Source organism: Stenotrophomonas sp. Pemsol, from assembly GCF_003586545.1.
Taxonomy (GTDB): Bacteria; Pseudomonadota; Gammaproteobacteria; order Xanthomonadales; family Xanthomonadaceae; genus Stenotrophomonas; species Stenotrophomonas sepilia.
The window spans coordinates 3816223-3836987 of record NZ_CP025780.1 but is presented as its reverse complement, the minus strand read 5'-3'; the positions used below and the strand labels follow the sequence as shown (position 1 = coordinate 3836987).

Annotated in this window: 16 protein-coding genes; 12 read left to right on the top strand and 4 right to left on the bottom strand. The window is 68.8% G+C overall.

What is annotated here, in order from left to right:
* The first annotated feature begins 5 nt into the window (after positions 1-5).
* From PEM_RS17725 to PEM_RS17685, 9 genes are all read left to right on the top strand, one after another.
* Positions 6-1256, top strand: a complete 1251-nt coding sequence (locus PEM_RS17725) for an NAD(P)/FAD-dependent oxidoreductase (RefSeq protein ID WP_005420291.1) — start codon at positions 6-8, stop codon at positions 1254-1256.
* On the top strand, positions 1244-1801 hold the full coding sequence (locus tag PEM_RS17720; protein WP_005420289.1) for a DUF3261 domain-containing protein: 558 nt from the start codon (positions 1244-1246) through the stop codon (positions 1799-1801). Before PEM_RS17725 ends, PEM_RS17720 begins: the two co-directional genes overlap by 13 nt.
* Positions 1798-2982 carry a beta-ketoacyl-ACP synthase gene (locus tag PEM_RS17715; protein ID WP_095378246.1) on the top strand — a complete coding sequence of 395 codons (1185 nt, stop codon included), beginning with the start codon at positions 1798-1800 and terminating at the stop codon, positions 2980-2982. The genes PEM_RS17720 and PEM_RS17715 overlap by 4 nt, the downstream gene beginning before the upstream one ends.
* Positions 2979-3434: a hypothetical protein gene (locus PEM_RS17710; RefSeq protein ID WP_005420287.1), complete on the top strand. Its 456-nt coding sequence runs from the start codon at positions 2979-2981 to the stop codon at positions 3432-3434. Before PEM_RS17715 ends, PEM_RS17710 begins: the two co-directional genes overlap by 4 nt.
* Positions 3431-4162 (top strand): 3-oxoacyl-ACP reductase FabG, encoded by a 732-nt coding sequence (gene fabG / locus PEM_RS17705; RefSeq protein WP_111128537.1) that lies wholly within the window; start codon positions 3431-3433, stop codon positions 4160-4162. The genes PEM_RS17710 and fabG overlap by 4 nt, the downstream gene beginning before the upstream one ends.
* Complete coding sequence (locus tag PEM_RS17700) at positions 4162-5400, top strand: beta-ketoacyl-ACP synthase (protein WP_005420285.1); 1239 nt, start codon at positions 4162-4164, stop codon at positions 5398-5400. Before fabG ends, PEM_RS17700 begins: the two co-directional genes overlap by 1 nt.
* A 59-nt stretch (positions 5401-5459) precedes the next feature.
* Positions 5460-5900: a hypothetical protein gene (locus tag PEM_RS17695; protein ID WP_005420284.1), complete on the top strand. Its 441-nt coding sequence runs from the start codon at positions 5460-5462 to the stop codon at positions 5898-5900.
* Positions 5901-6060: 160 nt separating this feature from the next.
* Entirely contained in the window at positions 6061-6321 is a 261-nt protein-coding gene (locus PEM_RS17690; RefSeq protein ID WP_005420281.1) for a YcgL domain-containing protein, read from the top strand.
* Complete coding sequence (locus PEM_RS17685) at positions 6314-9652, top strand: ankyrin repeat domain-containing protein (protein WP_005420279.1); 3339 nt, start codon at positions 6314-6316, stop codon at positions 9650-9652. The genes PEM_RS17690 and PEM_RS17685 overlap by 8 nt, the downstream gene beginning before the upstream one ends.
* 118 nt (positions 9653-9770) lie before the next feature.
* On the opposite strand, the gene PEM_RS17680 is transcribed toward PEM_RS17685, so the two are convergent.
* Positions 9771-11549, bottom strand: coding sequence for a monovalent cation:proton antiporter-2 (CPA2) family protein (locus PEM_RS17680; protein WP_111128536.1), 1779 nt, complete (start codon positions 11547-11549; stop codon positions 9771-9773).
* A gap of 343 nt (positions 11550-11892) precedes the next feature.
* Between PEM_RS17680 and mgtE the strand changes: the two genes are divergently transcribed.
* Positions 11893-13263, top strand: coding sequence for a magnesium transporter (gene mgtE, locus PEM_RS17670; RefSeq protein WP_005420274.1), 1371 nt, complete (start codon positions 11893-11895; stop codon positions 13261-13263).
* Between the two features lie 149 nt (positions 13264-13412).
* A complete protein-coding gene (locus PEM_RS17665; RefSeq protein ID WP_005420272.1) occupies positions 13413-16139 on the top strand; it encodes a bifunctional acetate--CoA ligase family protein/GNAT family N-acetyltransferase in 2727 nt (908 codons plus the stop codon).
* A 55-nt stretch (positions 16140-16194) separates the two neighbouring features.
* On the opposite strand, the gene PEM_RS17660 is transcribed toward PEM_RS17665, so the two are convergent.
* On the bottom strand, positions 16195-16575 hold the full coding sequence (locus tag PEM_RS17660; protein WP_111174842.1) for a YbjQ family protein: 381 nt from the start codon (positions 16573-16575) through the stop codon (positions 16195-16197).
* Positions 16576-16714: 139 nt separating this feature from the next.
* Here PEM_RS17660 and PEM_RS17655 point away from each other — a divergent pair, with 139 nt between their 5' ends.
* Positions 16715-17422, top strand: a complete 708-nt coding sequence (locus PEM_RS17655) for an alpha/beta hydrolase (RefSeq protein WP_111174841.1) — start codon at positions 16715-16717, stop codon at positions 17420-17422.
* 114 nt (positions 17423-17536) lie between these two features.
* On the opposite strand, the gene dkgB is transcribed toward PEM_RS17655, so the two are convergent.
* Together dkgB and PEM_RS17645 are read right to left on the bottom strand one after the other, a co-directional pair.
* The gene (gene dkgB, locus PEM_RS17650) at positions 17537-18346 is read right to left on the bottom strand and encodes a 2,5-didehydrogluconate reductase DkgB (protein ID WP_111128533.1); all 810 of its coding nucleotides are present in this window, start codon (positions 18344-18346) and stop codon (positions 17537-17539) included.
* Positions 18347-18598: 252 nt separating this feature from the next.
* A complete protein-coding gene (locus PEM_RS17645) occupies positions 18599-20719 on the bottom strand; it encodes a methyl-accepting chemotaxis protein (RefSeq protein WP_005420264.1) in 2121 nt (706 codons plus the stop codon).
* Positions 20720-20765 lie beyond the last annotated feature (46 nt).

Genomic DNA, 20765 nt, shown 5'->3' with positions numbered 1-20765 from the left:
CACCGATGAACACTGCTGTGGATGCTGTCGAACGTACTGAAATCCTGATCATCGGCGCGGGCCCGGCCGGTTCGGTGGCTGCGGCGATGCTGCGCCAGCAGGGCCGCCAGGTGCTGATGCTGGAACGCCAGCAGTTCCCACGCTTCTCCATCGGCGAAAGCCTGCTGCCGCAGAGCATGGAGTACATCGAGGCGGCCGGCCTGCTGCAGGATGTGGTCGAGGCGGGCTTCCAGTACAAGAACGGTGCCGCCTTCGTGCACGGCGAAGCGCGCACTGCATTCGACTTCAGGAAGAAGTTCTCGCCGGGTTGGGGCACCACCTACCAGGTGCAGCGCGCCGACTTCGACAACGTGCTGGCACGCGGTGCCGAGCGCATGGGCACCACGCTGCGCTTCGGCGACGAAGTGCTTGCGGTCGAGCCGGGCGAGCAACCGGCGGTGACGGTGCGCCGCCCGGACGGCAGTGAATACCGCATCGAGGCCGATTTCATCCTCGATGCCTCCGGTTTCGCGCGGCTGCTGCCGCGGTTGCTGCAGCTGGAGTCGCCGTCCAACTTCCCGGTGCGCGGCGCGATCTTCTGCCACGTGCGCGACAACATTCCGGCCGAAGCGGACTTCGACCGCAACAAGATCCTGATCACCACCCACCCCGAGCACATCGACGTCTGGTACTGGACGATTCCGTTCTCCAACGGCTGCTGTTCGCTGGGCGTGGTCGCCGAGCCGTCGTTCTTCGAGCGCTACGAGGGTGACGACCTGCAGAAGCTGCAGGCCATCGTCGGCGAGGACCCCAACCTGACCGGGCTGCTGGCCAACGCCGAATGGGCGGTGCTGCCGGTGCGCCGCATCACCGGCTATTCGGCCAACGTCAGTTCGCTGTGGGGGCCCGGCTACGCGTTGCTGGGCAACGCCGGCGAGTTCCTCGATCCGGTGTTCTCCTCCGGCGTGACCATTGCCTTCAAGTCCGCGCAGCTGGCCAGTGAATGCCTCAAGCGCCGCTATGCCGGCCAGGCCGTGGACTGGGAGGCCGAGTTCTCGATCCCGCTGCGTGCCGGCGTGAAGACCTTCCGGCGCTTCGTCGAAAGCTGGTACGAGGGCGGTTTCCAGAAGATCATCTACCACCCGCAACAGCAGCCCGAAGTGCGCGACATGATCAGCTCCATCCTGGCCGGCTACGCCTGGGACACCAACAACCCTTACGTGGCCGACGACAGCGGCCGCCGCATGCGCGTGCTGGAGCAGCTGTGCGGCGCGTGATTGCCCGTACTGCGGTGCTGCTGCTGTGCCTGCTGCTGGCCGCCTGTGCCGGCCGCATGCCGAAACCGCAGGTGGAACTGCCGCCGCTGCGCCTGGCGCCGGCCAGCCTGCCGGCGCCGCTGGCGCTGCAGCAGCAGCTGCATTTCCGCTTCGGCACGCATGAGCGCGATCTCGACGCGCTGCTGGAAGCCGACGCCCAGCAGGTGCAGCTGGCCGTGCAGGCGATGGGCCAGACCGGCGTGCGCCTGCAATGGGACGGCCAGCAGCTGACCCAGCAGCGCGCGCCATGGCTGCCACCGCAGGTGCGCGCCGAGCGCGTGCTGGATGACCTGCAGTTCGCGCTGTGGCCGACCGCGGCCATTGCCGCCGTGCTGCCGGCGGGCTGGCAGGTCAGTGATGATGGCCATCAGCGCAGCCTGTCGCGTGAGGGCACCGTGTGGCTGCACCTGCAGCGGCTGGACGATGGCAGCGTGCAGCTGGACAACCGCGCCGAAGGCTATGCGCTGCGCATCGAATCGATCGACATGGCCGGGCCGGACCGATGAGCGCACCGATCTACCTGAACGACCTGGGTGTGGTCTGTGCACTCGGCGCTGACCGCGCCGCCGTGACGTCGGCACTGTTCGCCGACGCGCCGGGCGGGCTCAGCGACAACGAGAGCCTGTTGCCGGGGCGCACCCTGGCGCTGGGGGAAGTACGCACGCCGCTGCCGGCGCTGGATGATCTGCCGGTGGCCCTGCGCGGGCGCAACAATGCCCTGCTGGACGTGGCATTGGCTCAGATCGCGCCGGCAGTGGCCGCGGCGATCGCCCGCCATGGCGCCGAGCGCGTGGCGGTGGTGCTGGGCACCAGCACCTCGGGCATTGGTGAATCCGAGCAGGCATTGCGCAGCCATGCCGAACAGGGCCAGTGGCCGCAGGGCTTTGACTACGCCCAGCAGGAAATGGGCACCGCCGCGCAGTTCGTGCGCCAGCGCAGTGGCGCACAGGGGCCGGCATGGACCCTGTCCACTGCCTGCTCGTCCAGTGCCAAGGCGCTGATGTCGGCCGCACGCATGCTGCGCGCCGGCATCGTCGATGCTGTGATCGCCGGTGGCGCCGATTCGCTGTGCCGCTTCACCGTAGCCGGCTTCAGCGCACTGGAATCGGTCTCGGCCCAACGTTGCAATCCGTTCTCGCAGCATCGTACTGGTATCAACATCGGCGAAGGCGCCGCGCTGTTCCTGCTCACCCGCGAACCCGGCCCGGTATGCCTGGCGGGGTGGGGCGAGTCGGCCGACGCCCACCACATGTCCGCCCCGGACCCGCAGGGCCTGGGCGCCATCGACGCCCTGCAGCAGGCGCTGCAGCGTGCTGGCTGGGCCGCCGGCGAAGTGGACTATGTGAACCTGCATGGGACCGCGACCGGCCACAACGATGCGATGGAAAGCCTGGCCGTGTCGCAGGTGCTGGGCTGCCACGTGCCGGCCAGTTCGACCAAGCCGTTGACCGGCCACACGCTGGGTGCCTCGGGTGCCATCGAGGCGGCGCTGTGCTGGATCGTGCTGGCCGAGAACCCGCAGCAGCTGCTGCCGCCGCACTGGTGGGACGGCGTGGCCGACCCGGCACTGCCGGTGCTGCCGCTGGTCGCACCGGGCACGCGCCTTGCGCAGCCGCCGCGGCGGGTGCTGAGCAATTCGTTCGCCTTCGGCGGCAGCAATGCCGTGCTGGCACTGGAGCGTCGATGAACACGTTGTACGCGATCGAAGACGTGGTGCCGCACCGCCAGGACATGTGCCTGCTGGAGCGCATCACGCAATGGGACCAGGACGCCATCGAGGCCGAACTGGTGGTGCCCGAGGCCGGCCTGTTCGTCGAGGATGACCAGGTGCCGGCATGGGTCGGCATCGAGTACATGGCGCAGGCCATCGCGGCCTGGGCCGGTTGCCGCGCGCGTGCGGCCGGCAGGCCACCGCAGCTGGGCTTCCTGCTCGGCAGCCGCCGCTACAGCAGCGCGCGCAGCAGCTTCCCCAGCGGTTCGCGGCTGCGCGTACAGGCGCGCTGCGAGCTGTTGGGTGACAATGGATTGGGGATGTTCGCCTGCCGCATCCTGGCAGGCGAGGAAGAATGGGCGACAGCCAACGTGTCGGTGTTCGAACCGGCCGACGCGATGGCCTATCTGGAGAGTGGACAGGCATGACAGGGAATCGAAGCGTGCTGGTGACCGGCGCCAGCCGGGGCATCGGCCGGGCCATCGCGCTGCGCATCGCGCGCGATGGCTTCGACGTGGTGGTGCATTGCCGCAGCCGCGTGGATGAAGCACAGGCGGTGGTCACCGAGATCCAGGCACTGGGCCAGCAGGCCCGCGTGCTGGTGTTCGACGTGGCCGACCGCGCGTCTGCGCGGGCCGCTCTGGAGGCCGATGTCGAAGCGCACGGCGCGTACTACGGCGTGGTCTGCAATGCCGGCATCGCCCGCGATGGCGCCTTCCCGGCGCTGTCAGCGGACGATTGGGACCAGGTCATCCACACCAACCTGGATGGCTTCTACAACGTGCTGCATCCGCTGATCATGCCGATGGTGCGGCGGCGCAAGCCGGGCCGCATCGTCACCCTGTCGTCGGTCTCCGGACTGGCCGGCAACCGCGGGCAGGTCAACTACAGTGCCGCCAAGGCCGGCATCATCGGCGCCACCAAGGCCCTGGCGCTGGAACTGGCCAGCCGCCAGATCACCGTCAACTGCGTGGCCCCGGGCCTGATCGAGACCGAAATGCTCAACGACGAAGTGGTTGAACACGCGCTCAAGCTGATTCCCGCCGGCCGCGTTGGCCGCCCGGACGAAGTGGCGGCTACCGTGGCGTTCCTGCTGTCCGAACCGGCCGGCTACATCACCCGCCAGGTGATCTCGGTGAACGGAGGCATGCTCTGATGGCCGCCGATCGTCGCGTGGTGGTTACCGGCGCCGCTGCCATCAGTCCACTCGGCCACGACTGGCCGACCATCGAAGCGCACCTGCGCAGCTGCCGCAACGCGGTGCGTGCGATGCCCGAGTGGGATGTCTATGCCGGGCTGAACACCAAGCTGGCCGCGCCGGCGCAGGACTTCGAGCTGCCGCCGAACTACAACCGCAAGACCACCCGCTCGATGGGCAAGGTCGCGATCATGTCGGTGCGCGCCACCGAGGTGGCGCTGCGCGAGGCCGGCCTGAATGAGCATCCGGTGCTGCGCAGTGGCCGTACCGGCGTGGCCTATGGCTCCTCGTCCGGCAGCCACGAGGCCACCGGCGAATTCGGGCGCATGCTCAACGAATTCACCACCGATGGCATCAGCGCCACGACCTATCTGAAGATGATGAGCCACACCGCGCCGGTCAACATCGGCGTGTTCTTCGGCCTGTCCGGGCGCGTGTACACCACCTCCAGCGCCTGCACGTCAGGCAGCCAGGGTGTGGGCGCGGCCTATGAAGCCATCCGCAGCGGCAAGCAGACGGTGATGGTGGCCGGCGGTGCCGAGCAACTCGATGCCACCGCTGCAGCGGTGTTCGACACGCTGTTCGCCACCAGCGTGCGCAACGACGCGCCGCAGACCACGCCTCGCCCGTTCGATGCCGGCCGCGATGGCCTGGTGCTGGGCGAGGGCGCCTGCACGCTGATCCTGGAAGACCTGGAACACGCGCAGGCGCGCGGCGCCACCATCCTTGCCGAGGTGGTCGGCTACGGCACCAACAGCGATGGCCAGCACGTCACCCAGCCCAGCGCCGACACCATGGCCCAGGCCATGCGCCTGGCATTGGAGGACGCCGGCCTGGACGCGGCGCAGATCGACTACGTCAACGCCCATGGCACCGCCACCGACCACGGCGACATCGCCGAGACCCAGGCCACCGCACAGGTGTTCGGCAGCCGCGTGCCGATCAGCTCGCTGAAGAGCTACGTCGGCCACATGCTGGGTGCCTGTGGCGCGTTCGAGGCCTGGGTGAGCATCCAGATGATGCGTGCCGGCTGGTTCGCGCCCACCCTGAACCTGGCCGCGGTCGACCCGCGCTGTGGCCAGCTCGACTTCATCACCGGGCAGGGCCGCGAACTGCAGGCCGAGTACGTGATGAGCAACAACTTCGCCTTCGGCGGCATCAACACCTCGCTGGTGTTCCGCCGCTGGAGCGAGTGATCCACTGCGCCAACACACCGTTCCCGTTACCCCCGCACCCTCGACAAGGAGATGTTCCGATGCGCCGCACTCTCATGATCGCCACGGCTACCGCGCTGCTGGCCCTGACTTCCACCGCTTCCGCCCGCGACACGCGTGTCGAACAGTCCCTGCAGGAACTGGTCAATTCGCAGGCCGCCAAGGACGCCGGCATCGACGGCAGCGTGCGTTTCTATCTGGCCGGCCAGCCGGTCAGCGTGCAGCAGCGCCTGGGCGAAGACGTGACCAACAAGAAGACCAACGCCGCCAACAAGAGCGATGCCGAGGCCTGCCGCTGGGTTGCGCTGTCGGCACTGCGCGCGCTGCAGGACGGTGCCAAGTCGCGCGGCGCCAACGCCGTGGTCGACATCGTCAGCTATTACAAGAAGAACGAGTTCAAGAGCAGCACCAACTACGAGTGCTACGCCGGTGCCATCCTCGCGGGTGTCGCGCTGAAGGGCACTTACGCCAAGGTCAAGTAAGCGCCCGTGTGGCGGCGGCGCAGCCTGAACGTCGCCGCCACATTGCTGAACCCCGCAGGCGAAACACCGCCGATCGCGCCGCCATCGTCGGCTGACGGCTTTCCCCGGTGTCGGCTTTCCGACACAATCATGGCTCTTCCCGGGTTATCGTCCCGCGGACATGTACGCCTACGTCTATAAAAGCCAACTCAAGCCGGACACCTACGTCTACGTTCCCCGACGCGATGATTTCAGCGCGCTGCCCGCGCCGCTGCTCACCTCGCTGGGGACGCTCGCCTTCGTCCTGGAGGTGGTCCTGGATGCCCAGCGCCGCCTGGCGCAGGCTGACCCGGAAAAGGTCCGCAGCGAAATGAGCGAGCGCGGGTTCTACCTGCAGGTGCCGCCGTCGGTGGCCAGCCTGATGCCGCGCCACTATGACTGACGCCTCCCGTCCGCGCATTCTGTCAATTGCCTTCGCCGCGGGCGCGGTGCTGGCGCTGGGCGCCGCCGTGGGCGGCGTTCCGGGTGCGGTCCTTGCCGCACTGGCGCAGCCCGCGTTCGCGTTGGCGATATCGTGGTGGCGCCGCAGCCGCGCGCTGCTGCCGCTGAAGGTGGTCGCACGCCAGGACCTGCCGGCGCTGCTGGCATTGTGGGCAGCCGCCCCGCTGTTGCTGGCGCTGCTGCTGGCCTGGCCGCTCGCAGCGCTGCGTGACAGCGGCAGCCTGGCGGCAGTGCTTGGCCTGAGCGTACTGGTCAGTGCCGGCCTGCTGGCGGCCTGGCGCACCTGGCCATTGTGGAACGATGTCGAACGCCTGGATGGCAGCCTGGCCCAGCACTGGCAGGCGCTGGCGGGGCGCGACCTGACTGCTTGGCGTGGCCTCGGCGTGGCCGCGCTGGTCATTGCGCTGGCCGCGCTGGTGGTGCTGCCGGCCTGGCCGGGCCTGTTGCCGGAAAGCGCGCGCTGGCCCGCCGCGCTGGCGGTCGTACTGCTGTCGCCGGTGCTGCACCTGCTGCTGCAGCGGGTCGCGCCTGCGCCGCTGGTGTCGTTGCGCTCCAGCCCGTTGGTGGCGTCCAGCGCTGAACCCGAACCGATGTTCGCAGCGGCGGCCGACGCCCTGCCGCTGGAGGCGATGGCGCCGCAGGAACTGACACCGGCGCTGTATGAAGCCGCCCGCCAGGGCCGCATCGACCGGGGCCTGCAGCTGCTGCAGGCCGGTGCCGATCCGTATGCGCTGCCGGACCCGAACTGGCGTGACCAGCGCAGCCTGGCGGTGCTGGCCGCGGTGCTGCCGGACCTGCGCCTGCTGCGCGAACTGATTGCCCGCGGCGTCGATGTGAATGCGCCGCACCGGGGCATGACCCCGCTGCTGGCGGCGACCCGCGACAGCTGGCATGGCCGCCCCGAAGCGGTGATGACCCTGCTCGCCAACGGCGCCGACTCGCGTGCCACCGACAGTGATGGCAACACCCCGTTGCACCATGCCGCACGCAGTTCCGACCCGGGGGTGGCCGCGCTGCTGCGCGATGCCGCTGCCGAAGTCGATGCGCTGAACCGTGATGGCTGGTCGCCGCTGGCGGTGGCCTGCCAGGTGGGCAACTGGCGTCTGGCCCGCTTCCTGCTCGAACGCGGTGCACGCTGCGAACCGGCCGATGGCACCCCGGTGCTGCTGGCCGCCGCCGCCACCGAGGATGACGATCCGGCGGGCGTGCAGCTGCTGCTCAAGCACAAGGCACGGGCCGACGCCCGCGATCGCCAGCGCCGCAGTGCGTTGCATGAGGCGGCCCTGGCCGGCCATGTCGAGATCATCGGCGTGCTGCTCGGCGCGGGCGCCAATCTGGAGGCGCGCGATGCACTGGGGCGTACGCCGTGGCTGGAAGCGGCCCGTGCCGGTCGCGCCGCCGTGATCGAGCACCTGCTGCCGCACAAGCCGGACCTGGTCGCGGTGGACGGCGAAGGCCGCAATGCGGTGCAGCTGGCGGCGATGGCCGAGGATGTCTCGCCGCTGCTGATCAAGCGCCTGGTCGAACTGGGCATCGCGGCCGATGCCACCGATCCGGTCGGCCGCCGTGCGGTGGACTACGCCGCCGAGGCCGGCCGCTGGGCGATCGTAGCCCTGCTGGACCCGTCCTATCCGTTGCCGGCCGCGGTCAGTGATGGCCTGGCCGATCGTGGCGAAGCAGCCAGTGCCAGCGGCCTGCTGCCGGACCGTCCGCCGCTGACCCTGCTGCGCGAGGCCCTGGGCTTCGGCAACACCGACGGCATGGCGGCGCTGGCCAGGCTGTGCCAACCGGAGGAACTGGGCGGGCTGCTGCTCGATCCGGAGTTGGCGCTGGAACCGCGTGCGGTGGACTGGCTGCTGGGCCACGGCGCCGATCCCTATGTGCGTGATGCCTGCTCCGACACGCCGATGTTCGCGCTGTTGTCGCGCGGCATCGATGCGGTGCCGGCGTTGCAGGTGATGCTGCAGCGTGGCCTGTCGCCGGCCGGCCGCGGTGGCCTGGCGCGCTTCCTTGCTGCCTGCGCACAGCACGACCAGGCCGCGCGTGGCCTGGAACAGCTGGCACTGGAACTGCTTGAGCGTGGCGCCGATCCGTTCGCCGCCTCGCCGGCGGGCGATCCGCCGCTGTCGCTGGCGGTGCGCCTGGGGTGGCTGCGGCTGCAGCAGGCCCTGCTCAAGGCCGGCGTTGATCGCGAAGCACGCGACAGCCACGGCATGACCGCACTGCACCTGGCCACCGCATTGGCCCGCGAAGGCGCGCTTAAGCTGCTGGTGCAGCATGGTGCCTCGCCGGAAGCACGTGCCGCCGACGGCCAGACACCGCTGGGCGTGGCGCTGTCGATCGGTCGCCGCGATCTGGCCGACTGGCTCGATTGGCGGGTGTGGCCGTTGCCGCGCCGCACCCTGCGCGAGGCCGATCTGCCGGCCGCCGCAATGGCCGGTGACGTCGATGCCGTGCGCCGCCTGATCGATCTGGGCTTCGCCGTCGACGCCGTCGACGCACAGGGCTGCACCGCGCTGCTGCGTGCTGCCGGTGGCGGCCACCTGGCGGTAACCGACCTGCTGCTGGCGCGCGGCGCCGATCCGCAGCACGCGGCGGCCAGTGGCGCGACGCCGCTGTCGGCGGCGGTCAGCATGCGCCAGGTGGACATCGTTTCGGCCCTGCTCGACGCTGGCGCCAAGCTGGAACACCGCCTGCCGGGTGGCGTGACGGTGCTGATGCTGGCCTCCGCGCTGGGCCTTCCGGACATCGTCGCGCGCCTGCTTACGGCGGGTGCCGACGTGCATGCCGGTGACGCGCAGCAGCTGGGTCCGCTGCACTGTGCCGCGCTGTACGGTTTCAGTGCCCGCGACCGCTCGCGCCTGCTGGCGCTGCTCGACACCCTGCTGCTGGCCGGTGCCGAACCGGACCAGGCCGCCGCTGGTTCTGTCACGCCGCTGCTGCTGCTGCTGGGCGCGCGCGCCGAGCCGGGTACCGCCTGCGACGAGCAGGTGGTGATGGCCGCAGTGGAGCGCCTGCTGGACGAGGACGTAAGCCTGGATGTACGCGACCCGCGTGGCTTCGGCCCGCTGCATCTGGCCGCGCTGCATGGCCTGCCGCTGCTGGTGCAGCGCCTGCTGCGCGCCGGCGCCGATCCTGAAGCGCGCGACAGCCTCAACCGCAGCCCGCGCGAGATCGCGGTGATGCGTGGCTTCATCGACGTGGCCGGCGAGTTCGAGCCGCGCGTGCCGGGCGTTTCCTCGATGGCGCGGTTCCTGCGCGACAACGGCTGAAAGGCCGGGGTCGGATCCCTTTCCGAAGGAAAGGGCTCTGACCCCAACACCGCGCTGCCAGAATCCGCAGTGGGTAGTGCCATCGATCAGCTGGATGCCGACCGTTGGCCGGCACACCCTACTCGCCGTCCCTTTCCGCGTCGGCCTCGAACAGGTGCATCAGGTCGTTGCGCGCATCACGCGAGGTCTGGATCACCGCGGCCTCGTCGTCGTACACCAGGTACTGGTCACGCAGCAGCTGCTCATCATGCTCACGGAAGCGCTGCACATGGCGTTCGGCCACGTCCGGCGCCACGCCCAATGCGGTCAGCACGCGGCCGCTCATCTCCAGGCTGGTGCCAAACACTTCGCGGAACGGCTCGGCCGACATGTCCATCAGGCGCCAGGCATGCTGGCGGTTGCGCGCACGCGCCAGCACCTTCGCGTCCGGGTACAGCCGGCGCACCATGCGCACCGCGCGCAGGTTGGTCTCCGGGTCGTCCACGGTGATCACGAACACATCGATGTGCTCGCCGCCCGCCGCACGCAGCATCTCCGGCCGGGTCGGGTCGCCGTAATACAGCTGGTTGCCGAAACGGCGCAGGTCGGCCACGGTGTCCGGGTTCGCCTCCAGCGCCACGAAGGGCACCTTCTGTGCCGTCAGCAGGCGTGCGATGACCTGGCCGAAGCGGCCCATTCCGGCGATCAGCACCTTGGGGCGGTTGTCCGGCGCCACCTTGTCGGCCTCGGCTGCCTCGCGCGGTGCGGCCTTCTCCTGGCCGAGCAGCTTGAGCAGCGCAATCATCAGCAGCGGCGTGATCGCCATCGACAGGCCCACGATCGCCACCAGCCGGTCGTGGTTGGCATTGCCGAGCAGGTGCGCGCGCTGCGCTTCGTTGAACACCACGAAAGCGAACTCGCCGCCCAGCCACAACACGCTGCCCAGCAGCAGCGACTGCCGCGGACTGAGCCGGGCGATGCGGCCGATCGCGTACAGCAGGCTGAACTTGACCACCAGCAGGATGCCGACGCCAGCCGCGATCATCCACGGTTCGGCGGCAATGCGGTCCAGGTCGATGCCCATGCCCACCGCGATGAAGAACAGGCCCAGCAGCAGGCCCTTGAACGGCTCGATCTGCGCTTCCAGCTCATGCCGGAACTCCGAATCGGACAGCAGCACGCCGGCCAGGAACGCGCCGAGGCTGGGGCTGAGGCCGGCTTCCTGCATGAACCAGGCGGTGCCCAGCACCACCAGCAGTGCGGTGGCGGTGAACACTTCCGGGCTGCGGGTGCGGGCGATGATGCTGAACACCTTGCGCAGCACCGGTCGCCCGCACAGGATCACCACTGCCAGCGCACCGAGGGCCACGGCGGCGTCTTCCCAGCGCAGGGTCTCGTTCTTCACCCCGCCCAGCAGCGGGATGGCCGCCAGCAGCGGGATCGCGATCAGGTCCTGGAACAGCAGGATGGCAAAACCCAGCCGGCCATGGTCGCTGTTGATCGCCTTGTGCTCGGACAGCAGCTGCAGGCCTACCGCGGTGGATGACAGCGCCAGCGCAACACCGACCACCAGCGCGCTCTTCCACTGGAAGTGGTCGAGCAGCAGCAGGCCGCCCAGCACCAGCCCGGACATCGCCACCTGCGCCGCGCCCGCGCCGAACACCGAGCGCCGCATCACCTTCAGGCGTGCCGGCGACAGCTCCAGGCCGATCACGAACAGCAGCATCACCACGCCGATCTCGGCCGCGCCGAGGATGCGGTCGGCGTCCTGCACGAAGCCCAGCCCGTCCGGGCCCAGCACCACGCCGGCCGCCAGGTAGCCCAGCACCGCGCCGAAGCCGAACTTCTTGAACACCGGCACGGCAATGACCGCCGCCAGCAGCAGCACCAGGGCCAGTTCCAGACCGCCGCTATGCATGGGAATACCTGGTCATCGGGGAAGCCCGCAGTGCGTCCGTTCGGGTGGGGAAAGCGTGGCGAGCGCCACCCGGCCATTATGCGCGCCGGTTGGTGTATGCACGAGAACAACCGGCCGGCAGGCGCCCGGCGCAGGGATGCCGGGTTGACCTGCATGGCCCGCGGGTCCAGACTGCCCGCCGCTGGCGGCGCACCGCCGGCACGCGCATTCCGGAGTCCCCAACCCATGTCCAGCGACAGTAGAAGTCGACCTCGTTCGACGCCAGCGATGGCCACCGCCTGACATCGGGACGGTTTGCCTGCGTTGGCGTTGCGCGAGGTCGCACCCCCACAAGGCAAAACCGATGAACCAGAAGCAATTGCTGCGCCCGGTGGCCGATGCCGCCGCATTGGCCGCACCGCTGGCGAACTACAACACCGCCGATGCGGTGGAATTCCTCAACACATTGGAACTGGCCCGCGCGGCGGAAACGCTGGCCGCGCTGCCGTTGCCGCGTGCAGTGAAGATGCTGGAAGCGCCGGAGCTGCACCGCAGCGGCGAGCTGGTGGCCGCGCTGCCGCCGGCACGCGCCGCTGCCCTGCTCGGGCTGATGGCTGACGACCGCGCCACCGACATCGTCCACGAGCTGGATGAGGAAGAACGCGCGCGGCTGATCCCGCTGCTGGGCACCGACGCCCGCCAGGTCATCCAGAAGCTGCTGAGCTACCCGCCGAACACCGCCGGCGCGCTGATGACCACCGAATACGTGGCGGTGCCCGCCAGCTGGACCGTGGCGCAGACCCTGCAGCACATCCGCCAGGTCGAGCGCACGCGTGAAACGGTGTACGCGATCTACGTGCTGGACCCGGCCAGCCAGCAGCTGCAGCAGGTGGTGACCATGCGCCGGCTGATCACCGGCCTGCCCGAGGAATCGATCCTGGACGTGGCCCAGGTCAATCCGCCGGTGACGGTGGACGCGCTGATGGACCAGGAAGAAGTCGCGCGTCTGATCCGCCGCCACGACCTGTTGGCGATTCCGGTGGTCGACGCGCAGCAGCAGATGCTCGGCATCGTCACCGTGGACGACGTGCTCGATGCGCTGATCGAGGAATCGACCGAGGACGCGCACAAGTTCGGCGGCATGGAAGCGCTGGACAAGCCCTATATGCAGATCGGCTTCTTCGAGATGCTGCGCAAGCGTGCCGGCTGGCTGAGCGTGCTGTTCCTGGGCGAGATGCTGACGGCCAGTGCGATGCAGCACTACGAGGACGAACTGGCGCGCGCGGTGGTGCTGACCCTGTTCATCCCGTTGATCATGAGTTCGGGCGGAAATTCCGGCTCGCAGGCCACCTCGCTGTTGATCCGCAGCCTGGCGCTGCGCGAACTGCGCCTGCGCGACTGGTGGAAGGTGGCCATCCGCGAGATCCCGACCGGCATGGTGCTGGGTGCCATCCTCGGCTGCCTGGCGATCGTGCGCATCGTGATCTGGCAGCTGGGTGGCCTGCATGACTACGGCGAGCACTGGATCCTGCTGGCGATCACCATCGGCGCCGCGCTGGTCGGCATCGTCACCTTTGGTTCGCTGTCCGGCTCGATGCTGCCCTTCGTCCTGAAGCGCCTCGGCTTCGACCCGGCCAGCGCCTCGGCCCCGTTCGTGGCCACCCTGGTGGATGTGACCGGCCTGGTGATCTATTTCAGCATCGCCGCGCTGATCCTGCACGGCACGCTGCTGTAACAAAACGTGCACGCCGGGGTCGGATCCCTTCGCGCAGCGAAGGGCTCTGACCCCGGATATCCGCAGCAGGGGTCGGAGCCCTTTCCTGCGAAAAGGGATCCGACCCTTCCTCCGACCCCATCGCCACGGAATTTGGGTACCGTAGGCGCATGAGTACCTACCACCTGCAGTCCGTATTCCGTCCGCAGTCGGTCGCGGTGATCGGCGGCAGCCCGCGTGAGCGTTCGGCCGGCCGCGCAGTGATGCGCAACCTGCGCGGCACCGGCTTCCCCGGCAAGGTGGCGTGGATCAACCCGCGGCACGCCGAGATCGACGGCATCCGCACGGTCAAGCGCTTGAAGGACCTGGACTGGGTGCCCGACCTGGTGGTGATCACCGCGCCGGCGGCGATCGTGCCGCAGGTGGTGCGTACAGCTGCAGAGCGTGGCGTGCAGGCGGCGATCATCCTCACCGCGCACCTGGGCGAAGGCCCGGGTTCGTTGTCCGCACAGGTAGAGGCGGTGGCGCGCAAGCATGGCCTGCGCATCCTCGGGCCGCATTGCCTGGGCGTCATCGCGCCGCACGCGCGACTCAATGCCAGCATCGCCGCGCACTTCCCGCAGGCCGGCGACCTCGCGCTGATCTCCGAATCCTCGGCCATTGCCGCCGCGCTGGTGGAGTGGGGCGTGGCGCGCTCGGTGGGCTTCTCCGCCGTGGTTTCGCTGGGCGACACGATGGACGTCGACTTCGGCGACCTGCTCGACTACTTCGCCACGGACTACCGCACCCGCGCCATCCTGCTGTATGTCGAGCAGATCAAGGACGCGCGCAAGTTCATGTCGGCCGCGCGTGCCGCCGCCCGCGCCAAGCCGGTGGTGGTGGTGAAGTCCGGTCGCGCCGAGCGCGTGCAGCCGGGCAGCCGCGATACCCATGTGCAGGCCCTGGCGCGTGCCGATGATGTGTATGGTGCGGCCTTCAATCGTGCCGGCCTGCTGCGCGTGGGTGCGCTGGACGAACTGTTCACTGCTGCCGAATCGCTGGGGCGGCTGGGCACCTTTCCCGGTCGCCGCCTGGCCATTCTCAGCAATGGCGGCGGTGTCGGCCGCCTGGCCGTGGACCAACTGATCGCGCTGCGTGGCACGCTGGCCACCCTTTCCGACAGCACGGTGGAGAAGCTCGATGCGGTGCTGCCGCAGGGCTGGTCGCGCAGCAATCCGGTGGACATCGTGGTCGACGCCGATGGTGACCGCTATGCGTCGGCCATCGAAGCACTGCTGGCCGACAACGAGAACGATGCGGTGATGGTGGTCAACGTGCCAACCGCGTTTACCTCGTCCGCCGACGCGGCGCAGGCCCTCACCCGCACGCTCGGCCTGCGCCCGCGCCATCACCGCGACAAGCCGGTATTCGCGGTGTGGCTGGGCAACGACGACCAGGCCACCGCCACGCTCAACGCAGCACGAGTGCCGACCTATCCGACCGAGGCCGAAGCAGTACGGGGCTTCCAGCACCTGGTGCGCTACCGCGAGGCACAGAACGCGTTGATGGAAACGCCGCCCAGCCTGCCGCAGGACTTCAGCGTCGACACGGCCACCGCGCGCGCACTGGTCGATGCCGCGCTGGCCAACGGCCAGCAGTGGCTGGACCCGCTGGCCACGCACGAGCTGCTCAAGGCCTACGGCATCCCGTCCGCGCCGGTGATGCATGCGCGCGATGCGCATGAGGCGATGGACCTGGCGCAGCCACTGCTGGAACGCGGTGCGTCCGTAGCGCTGAAGATCCTGTCGCCGGACATTCCGCACAAGTCCGAAGTGGACGGCGTGCGCCTGAATCTGTCCACGCTGCCGGCGGTGCAGAGCGCGGCCAACGCGATCCTGTCGCGTGCGCGCCAGCTGCGGCCGGATGCGCGCATCGATGGCCTGCTGGTACAGCCGACCATCGTCCGCCCGAAGGCGCGCGAACTGATTGTCGGCATCGCCGATGACGCGACGTTCGGCCCGGTGATCGTGGTCGGACGTGGCGGAACCGCCGTCGAAGTGATCAACGACAAGGCGCTGGCCCTGCCGCCGCTGGACCTGCGCCTGGCCCACGAGCTGATCGGCCAGACCCGCGCTTCGCGCATCCTCAAGGCCTACGGCGATGTGCCCGCCGCCGACGAGCGCGCACTGGCGCTGGCACTGGTCAAGCTGGCACAGCTGGCCGCCGACATTCCCGAAGTGCGTACGCTGGACATCAACCCGCTGCTGGTCGACGGCAAGGGCATCCTCGCCCTCGACGCGCGCGTGGCAGTGGCACCGTCGCGCATCCTGCACAAGGGCCGCGGGCATCCGCGCTTCTCGGTGTTCCCGTATCCGAAGGAGTGGGAGCGCACCATCGAACTGTCCGATGGCGGCCGCGCGTTCGTCCGCCCGGTGCGGCCGGAAGACGATGCGCTGTTCCGCGCGTTCTTCGCCCGCGTCAGCGACGAAGACCTGCGCCTGCGCTTCTTCCAGTCGGTGAAGCACTTCAGCCACGAATTCATCGCGCGCCTGACCCAGCTCGACTACGCGCGCTCGATCGCGCTGGTAGCGATCGAACCGCGCAGCGGCGAGATGCTGGGCGCAGTGCGCCTGCACGCCGATGCCGATTACCACCGTGGCGAGTACGGCATCCTGATCCGCTCGGACCTGAAGGGCCACGGCATCGGCTGGCGGCTGATGGCGATCATGATCGAGTACGCGAAGTGGCTGGGCCTGGACGTGGTCGAAGGCCAGGTGCTGCGCGAAAACAGCACCATGCTGGCGATGTGCCAGAGCCTGGGATTCAAGACCAGGCTGGACCCGGACGACCCGACGGTGATGATGGTGACCTTGCCGGTGCAGCAGGTCGAGGTGCCCGACGTGCCGCCGGTGGCGTAATTCCTGTAGAGCCGAGCCTACGCTCGGCTGCTTTTGCGCACGCTTGGCGGCTGCATCACCGCACCGGCTCTACCACCACCGCCGTGCCATAGCACAGCACTTCGGTCAGCCCGGTCATCACATCAGTGGCGTCGTAGCGCATGCCGATGATCGCGTTGGCACCCAGCTGCCGCGCGTGCTTGACCATGTCGCGGTAGGTTTCCTCGCGAGCCTGTTCGCACAGCTCGGTGTAGATGGTGATGTTGCCACCGAAGAGCGTCTGGATACCGCCCAGGAAGTTGCCGACGATCGAACGCGAGCGCACGGTGATACCGCGCACCACGCCGAGGTTGCGCACGACGCGATGGCCGGGCAGCTCGAAGGCGGTGGTGACCAGCGCATCGTCGAAGCGCAGCGCGGGTGGGGTGGGGCTGCCGCTGTTGTAGGGGTCTGCCATGGTCGCGTCCGTGTCGCTGCCTTCTGTAGAGTCGAGCCATGCTCGACGGGCTGTACTGCAGTCGAGCATGGCGCGACTCTACAACGCAATCGCCCGTTGCGGCATGGTTCCGTCACCGTGCTGGCGCGACAATATCCCCATGACCGACCGTATCCCCCTGTTGCTGCTGCCCGGCCTGCTCAACGATGCTGAGCTGTGGCGCGCGCAGTTGGCCGACCTGGCCGATATCGCCGACTGCACCGTGGGCGACCAGACCGGTGGCGAGACCCTGCAGGCGGTGGCCGAAGACGTGCTGGCGCAGGCACCGGAGCGCTTTGCGCTGGCCGGGTTCTCGCTGGGCGGCTTCGTGGCCCAGCAGATCCTGCGCATTGCGCCGGAGCGGGTGCTGCAGCTGGCGCTGATCGACACCTCCATCCACGCCGACTCGCCGGAGCGGGCCGAGCAGCGGCGCAGCCAGCGCGCCAGCGTGCGCCTGCCGGGGAAGTTCCACGGCTTCGGCGATGTGCTGATGCGCAGCTACATCGATGCCTCGCGGCTGGACGACTACGTGCTGGTGCAGCGCGTGCGCGACATGACCACCCGCCTGGGCGCGGAGGTGTTCCTGCGCCAGAGCGCGCTGGAACGCCGTGATGGTCATGATGTGCTGGCCGGTTACCGTGATCCGCTGCTGATCGTGTGCGGCGCGAACGACCGCATTACGCCACTCGCGGTGAGCGAGGAAATGCACGCGATGGTGCCGCACTCGCAGCTGGTGGTGGTTCCCGATTGCGGGCACCTGGCGCCGATGGAAAAACCGGACGAGGTCAGTGCGGCGATGCGTGGGTGGTTGTTGCAGGGCAGGGGATGATCCCCGCGTTCCGGTAGGTGCCGACCTTGGTCGGCACGGTGTTTCATCGATCGGTCAGACGTCTGCGCCGACCAGGGGCGGCGTCTACCAGAGCGGTTGCGCGCCGTCTTGGAATCAATCCCAGGCCGGGGCGATGCCTTCCGGGTTGGCCAGGCGATGGCCGCGGTCAAGCTTGGCGATCTGTGCCATGTCTTCGTCGGTCAGGCGGATCGCTGCTGCCTCCAGGTTGCTGGCCAGGTTCTCGCGCTTGGTCGAGGACGGAATGACCGAGAAGCCCTGCTGCAGCGCCCAGGCCAGCGCGATCTGCGCCGGCGTGGCCTGGTGGCGGCCGGCAATGGCCTGGATCACCGGGTCCTTGATTACCTCGCCATAGGCCAGGCTCATGTAGGCGGTGATGTGGATGCCGTTGTCCTGCAGGAATTTCACCAGCAGGCGGTTCTGCAGGTACGGGTGGATCTCGATCTGGTTGGTGGCGATGGCGCCGTCACCCAGGATGCCGATCGCCTTGCGGGTCTGCGCGATGGTGAAGTTGGAGATGCCGATCTCCTTCGTCAGGCCCTGTGCCTTGGCCTCGGCCAGTGCGGTCAGGTACTCCTCCATCGGCACGTCGACCTTGTCGTTCGGCGACGGCCAGTGGATCAGTGTCAGGTCGACATGATCGGTGCGCAGCTTTTCCAGGCTGGTACGCAGGCTGGCCAGCAGCGCTTCGCGCTTGAACGCGGTGATCCAGACCTTGGTGGTCAGGTAGATCTCATCGCGCGGCACGCCGGAATCGGCGATGGCCTGGCCGACTTCGGCTTCGTTGCCGTAGATCTGCGCGGTATCGATGGCGCGGTAGCCGGCATCCAGCGCGTTGCGCACGGAGTCGATCACGGTCTGGTCTTTCAGGCGGAAGGTGCCGAGACCGAAGGCGGGGACTGTCATGAGGGGCTCCAGCAGGGGGGAGGGAGACGGGAATATCCACGAAAGGGTAGGCCAGCGCCCGTGTGCATGCCGGCAACGGTGCATTGCACCACCGTGTACGACCACGAGGCCGCTGCGGGCCGCGGTGTGTGCGGACCGGTTTGTGGGTGCGGACCATTGGTCCGCACGGATTCCTGCCATCGCCCGACCAACGGCCGGGCGCCACCCGTGCGGCGGTGGATGCTGCCGGCCGCTGGCCGGCAACCGGATCACTCAGGCCGCGCGCGCCAACGCGTCCTTCGCTGTCGCCGTGGCCGACAGGTCGAACACATCCACCGCATCGATCAACCGGTTCGCCTGCTGTTCCAGGCTGCGCGCCGCGGCGCTGGCTTCTTCCACCAGCGCGGCGTTCTGCTGGGTGGTGCCGTCCATCTGGATCACCGTCTGGCTGACCTGTTCGATGCCTGCGCTCTGCTCCTGCGACGCCGCGGAGATCTCGGCCATGATGTCGGTCACGCGCTGCACCGAGGCGACGATCTCGGCCATGGTGTCACCGGCCTCGCGCACGCGCTGCGCACCCTCACCGACCTGTTCCACCGACGCCTCGATCAGCGATTTGATCTCCTTTGCCGCCGCCGCAGAGCGCTGCGCCAGGGTGCGCACTTCGCTGGCGACAACCGCGAATCCGCGGCCCTGCTCACCGGCGCGTGCCGCTTCCACCGCAGCGTTCAGCGCCAGGATGTTGGTCTGGAAGGCGATGCCATCGATCACGCTGATGATCTCGGCGATCTGCCGCGACGACGTTTCGATCGCACCCATGGTCGCCACCACCTGCCCGACCACGCTGCCACCGTGTGAGGCGACACTCTGTGCCCCGATCGCCAGTTGGTTGGCCTGGCGCGCGTGCTCGGCATTCTGGCGCACGGTGGAGGTCAGCTCTTCCATGGATGCCGCGGTCTCTTCCAGATTGGCGGCCTGCTGCTCGGTACGGCGCGACAGGTCATTGTTGCCGGCGGCAATCTCTGCGGCAGCGGTATGGATGTTGCCGGAGGCATGCTTGATGTCGGTGACGATGGTTGCCAGCTGCGCGGCAGTGGTGTTGGCATCGCCGGCGATGCGCGCGAACACGCCCTGGAAATCGCCGTGCATGCGCGCGCCGAGGCGGCCGCCGGCGATGGCACGCAGCATGCTGGAGACCTCGCCCAGGTTCAGCTCGGTAGTCTGCATCAGGCGGTTGAGGCCCTCGACCATCGCATGGAAATCATGCTCGAAGCGCGCACTGTCGCCGCGCTGGCTGAAGTCACCGGCGGCCGCCGCTTCGGCCAGGCGGCGGATTTCGCCGTTGATCGCACCGAGGTTGTGCTTGACCGCATCCAGCGCTTCGGTGATCACTGCCTTCTCGCCGGGCAGGCGTTCCATGTCCTGGCTGAGGTCGCCGACGGCGTAGCGGCCCATGATCGAGATCGCGCGCATCTTCACCCGGATGTGTGCGTCGACCAGCGTGTTGCAGTCGGCCACCATGGTGCCGAACGCGCCGGGGAAGGCAGCGGCGTCCATGCGATGGCTGATCGTGCCGGCCTCGTGCGCCTGAGCCATCGCGGCCTGTGCATCCAGCACGCCGCGCAGCGTGGACTGCAACGCCTGCATCGCCTGGGCGAGGCGTCCGATCTCGTCGCGGCTGCGCACCTGCACCACGTGCTGCAGATCGCCGGCAGCCACTGCGCGTGCAGCGGCTTCCACCGCCAGTACCGGCTGCACCACGGCGCGCCGCAGCCACCAGGCCAGGCCGATCAGCAACAGCACCGCGGCCAGCACCGTCAGTGACGCGCACAGCAGCAGGGTCTGCCGCGCCTGCTGCGCACGTGCCGCCAGCGCCGCTTCGGCCACCTGCGTGGCATGCGCGCTCAGTGCATCCAGAGCGGTCGCCACCGCGCGATCCTTGCCGCGCACCAGGTTGTCGCCGGCGGCCGGATCGTAGCCGGCCGCGGCAAATGCCTGCAGCGCCGCGTGATAGTCCTGCTGCAGCTGCGCGTGCAGGCCAACGAACGCCTGCGCCAGTTCACGCGTGCGCGCGTCCGGGCTGGTCACCAGGCCCTTGGCCAGCCGTTCGACCAGGCGGCCTTCGTTGTCGAAAGCGTCCAGGTGGCGCTGACGCAACGCGTCGTCGTGGCCGCGGAGCAGCACGTTCTTCCATTCCTGCACCTGGCCGCGGAACTCACGCTGCAGGCGTTCGGCGTCGCGGCTGTGCGTGACTTCGGGCGGAACCTCGGTGGACAACTTGAACCAGGCGGAGGCCAGGCCAGCCAGCGCGCACAGCAGGACCACGGCCAAGCCAACAGACACCGCGCCGAGCAGCTTGGACTGCAGGCGCGGAGCACGGACAGACGCATTCATGGGGAAGCACTCTCGGGAAGGGGCATTGCGGTATCGACCCGCCAAG

Excerpts from the sequence above, each read along its gene's own strand:
- PEM_RS17725 (WP_005420291.1), top strand. The coding sequence starts at position 6 with ATGAACACTGCTGTGGATGCTGTCGAACGTACTGAAATCCTGATCATC.
- PEM_RS17715 (WP_095378246.1), top strand. The coding sequence starts at position 1,798 with ATGAGCGCACCGATCTACCTGAACGACCTGGGTGTGGTCTGTGCACTC.
- PEM_RS17710 (WP_005420287.1), top strand. The coding sequence starts at position 2,979 with ATGAACACGTTGTACGCGATCGAAGACGTGGTGCCGCACCGCCAGGAC.
- fabG (WP_111128537.1), top strand. The coding sequence starts at position 3,431 with ATGACAGGGAATCGAAGCGTGCTGGTGACCGGCGCCAGCCGGGGCATC.
- PEM_RS17700 (WP_005420285.1), top strand. The coding sequence starts at position 4,162 with ATGGCCGCCGATCGTCGCGTGGTGGTTACCGGCGCCGCTGCCATCAGT.
- PEM_RS17695 (WP_005420284.1), top strand. The coding sequence starts at position 5,460 with ATGCGCCGCACTCTCATGATCGCCACGGCTACCGCGCTGCTGGCCCTG.
- PEM_RS17690 (WP_005420281.1), top strand. The coding sequence starts at position 6,061 with ATGTACGCCTACGTCTATAAAAGCCAACTCAAGCCGGACACCTACGTC.
- PEM_RS17685 (WP_005420279.1), top strand. The coding sequence starts at position 6,314 with ATGACTGACGCCTCCCGTCCGCGCATTCTGTCAATTGCCTTCGCCGCG.
- PEM_RS17680 (WP_111128536.1), bottom strand. The coding sequence starts at position 11,549 with ATGCATAGCGGCGGTCTGGAACTGGCCCTGGTGCTGCTGCTGGCGGCG.
- mgtE (WP_005420274.1), top strand. The coding sequence starts at position 11,893 with ATGAACCAGAAGCAATTGCTGCGCCCGGTGGCCGATGCCGCCGCATTG.
- PEM_RS17665 (WP_005420272.1), top strand. The coding sequence starts at position 13,413 with ATGAGTACCTACCACCTGCAGTCCGTATTCCGTCCGCAGTCGGTCGCG.
- PEM_RS17660 (WP_111174842.1), bottom strand. The coding sequence starts at position 16,575 with ATGGCAGACCCCTACAACAGCGGCAGCCCCACCCCACCCGCGCTGCGC.
- PEM_RS17655 (WP_111174841.1), top strand. The coding sequence starts at position 16,715 with ATGACCGACCGTATCCCCCTGTTGCTGCTGCCCGGCCTGCTCAACGAT.
- dkgB (WP_111128533.1), bottom strand. The coding sequence starts at position 18,346 with ATGACAGTCCCCGCCTTCGGTCTCGGCACCTTCCGCCTGAAAGACCAG.
- PEM_RS17645 (WP_005420264.1), bottom strand. The coding sequence starts at position 20,719 with ATGAATGCGTCTGTCCGTGCTCCGCGCCTGCAGTCCAAGCTGCTCGGC.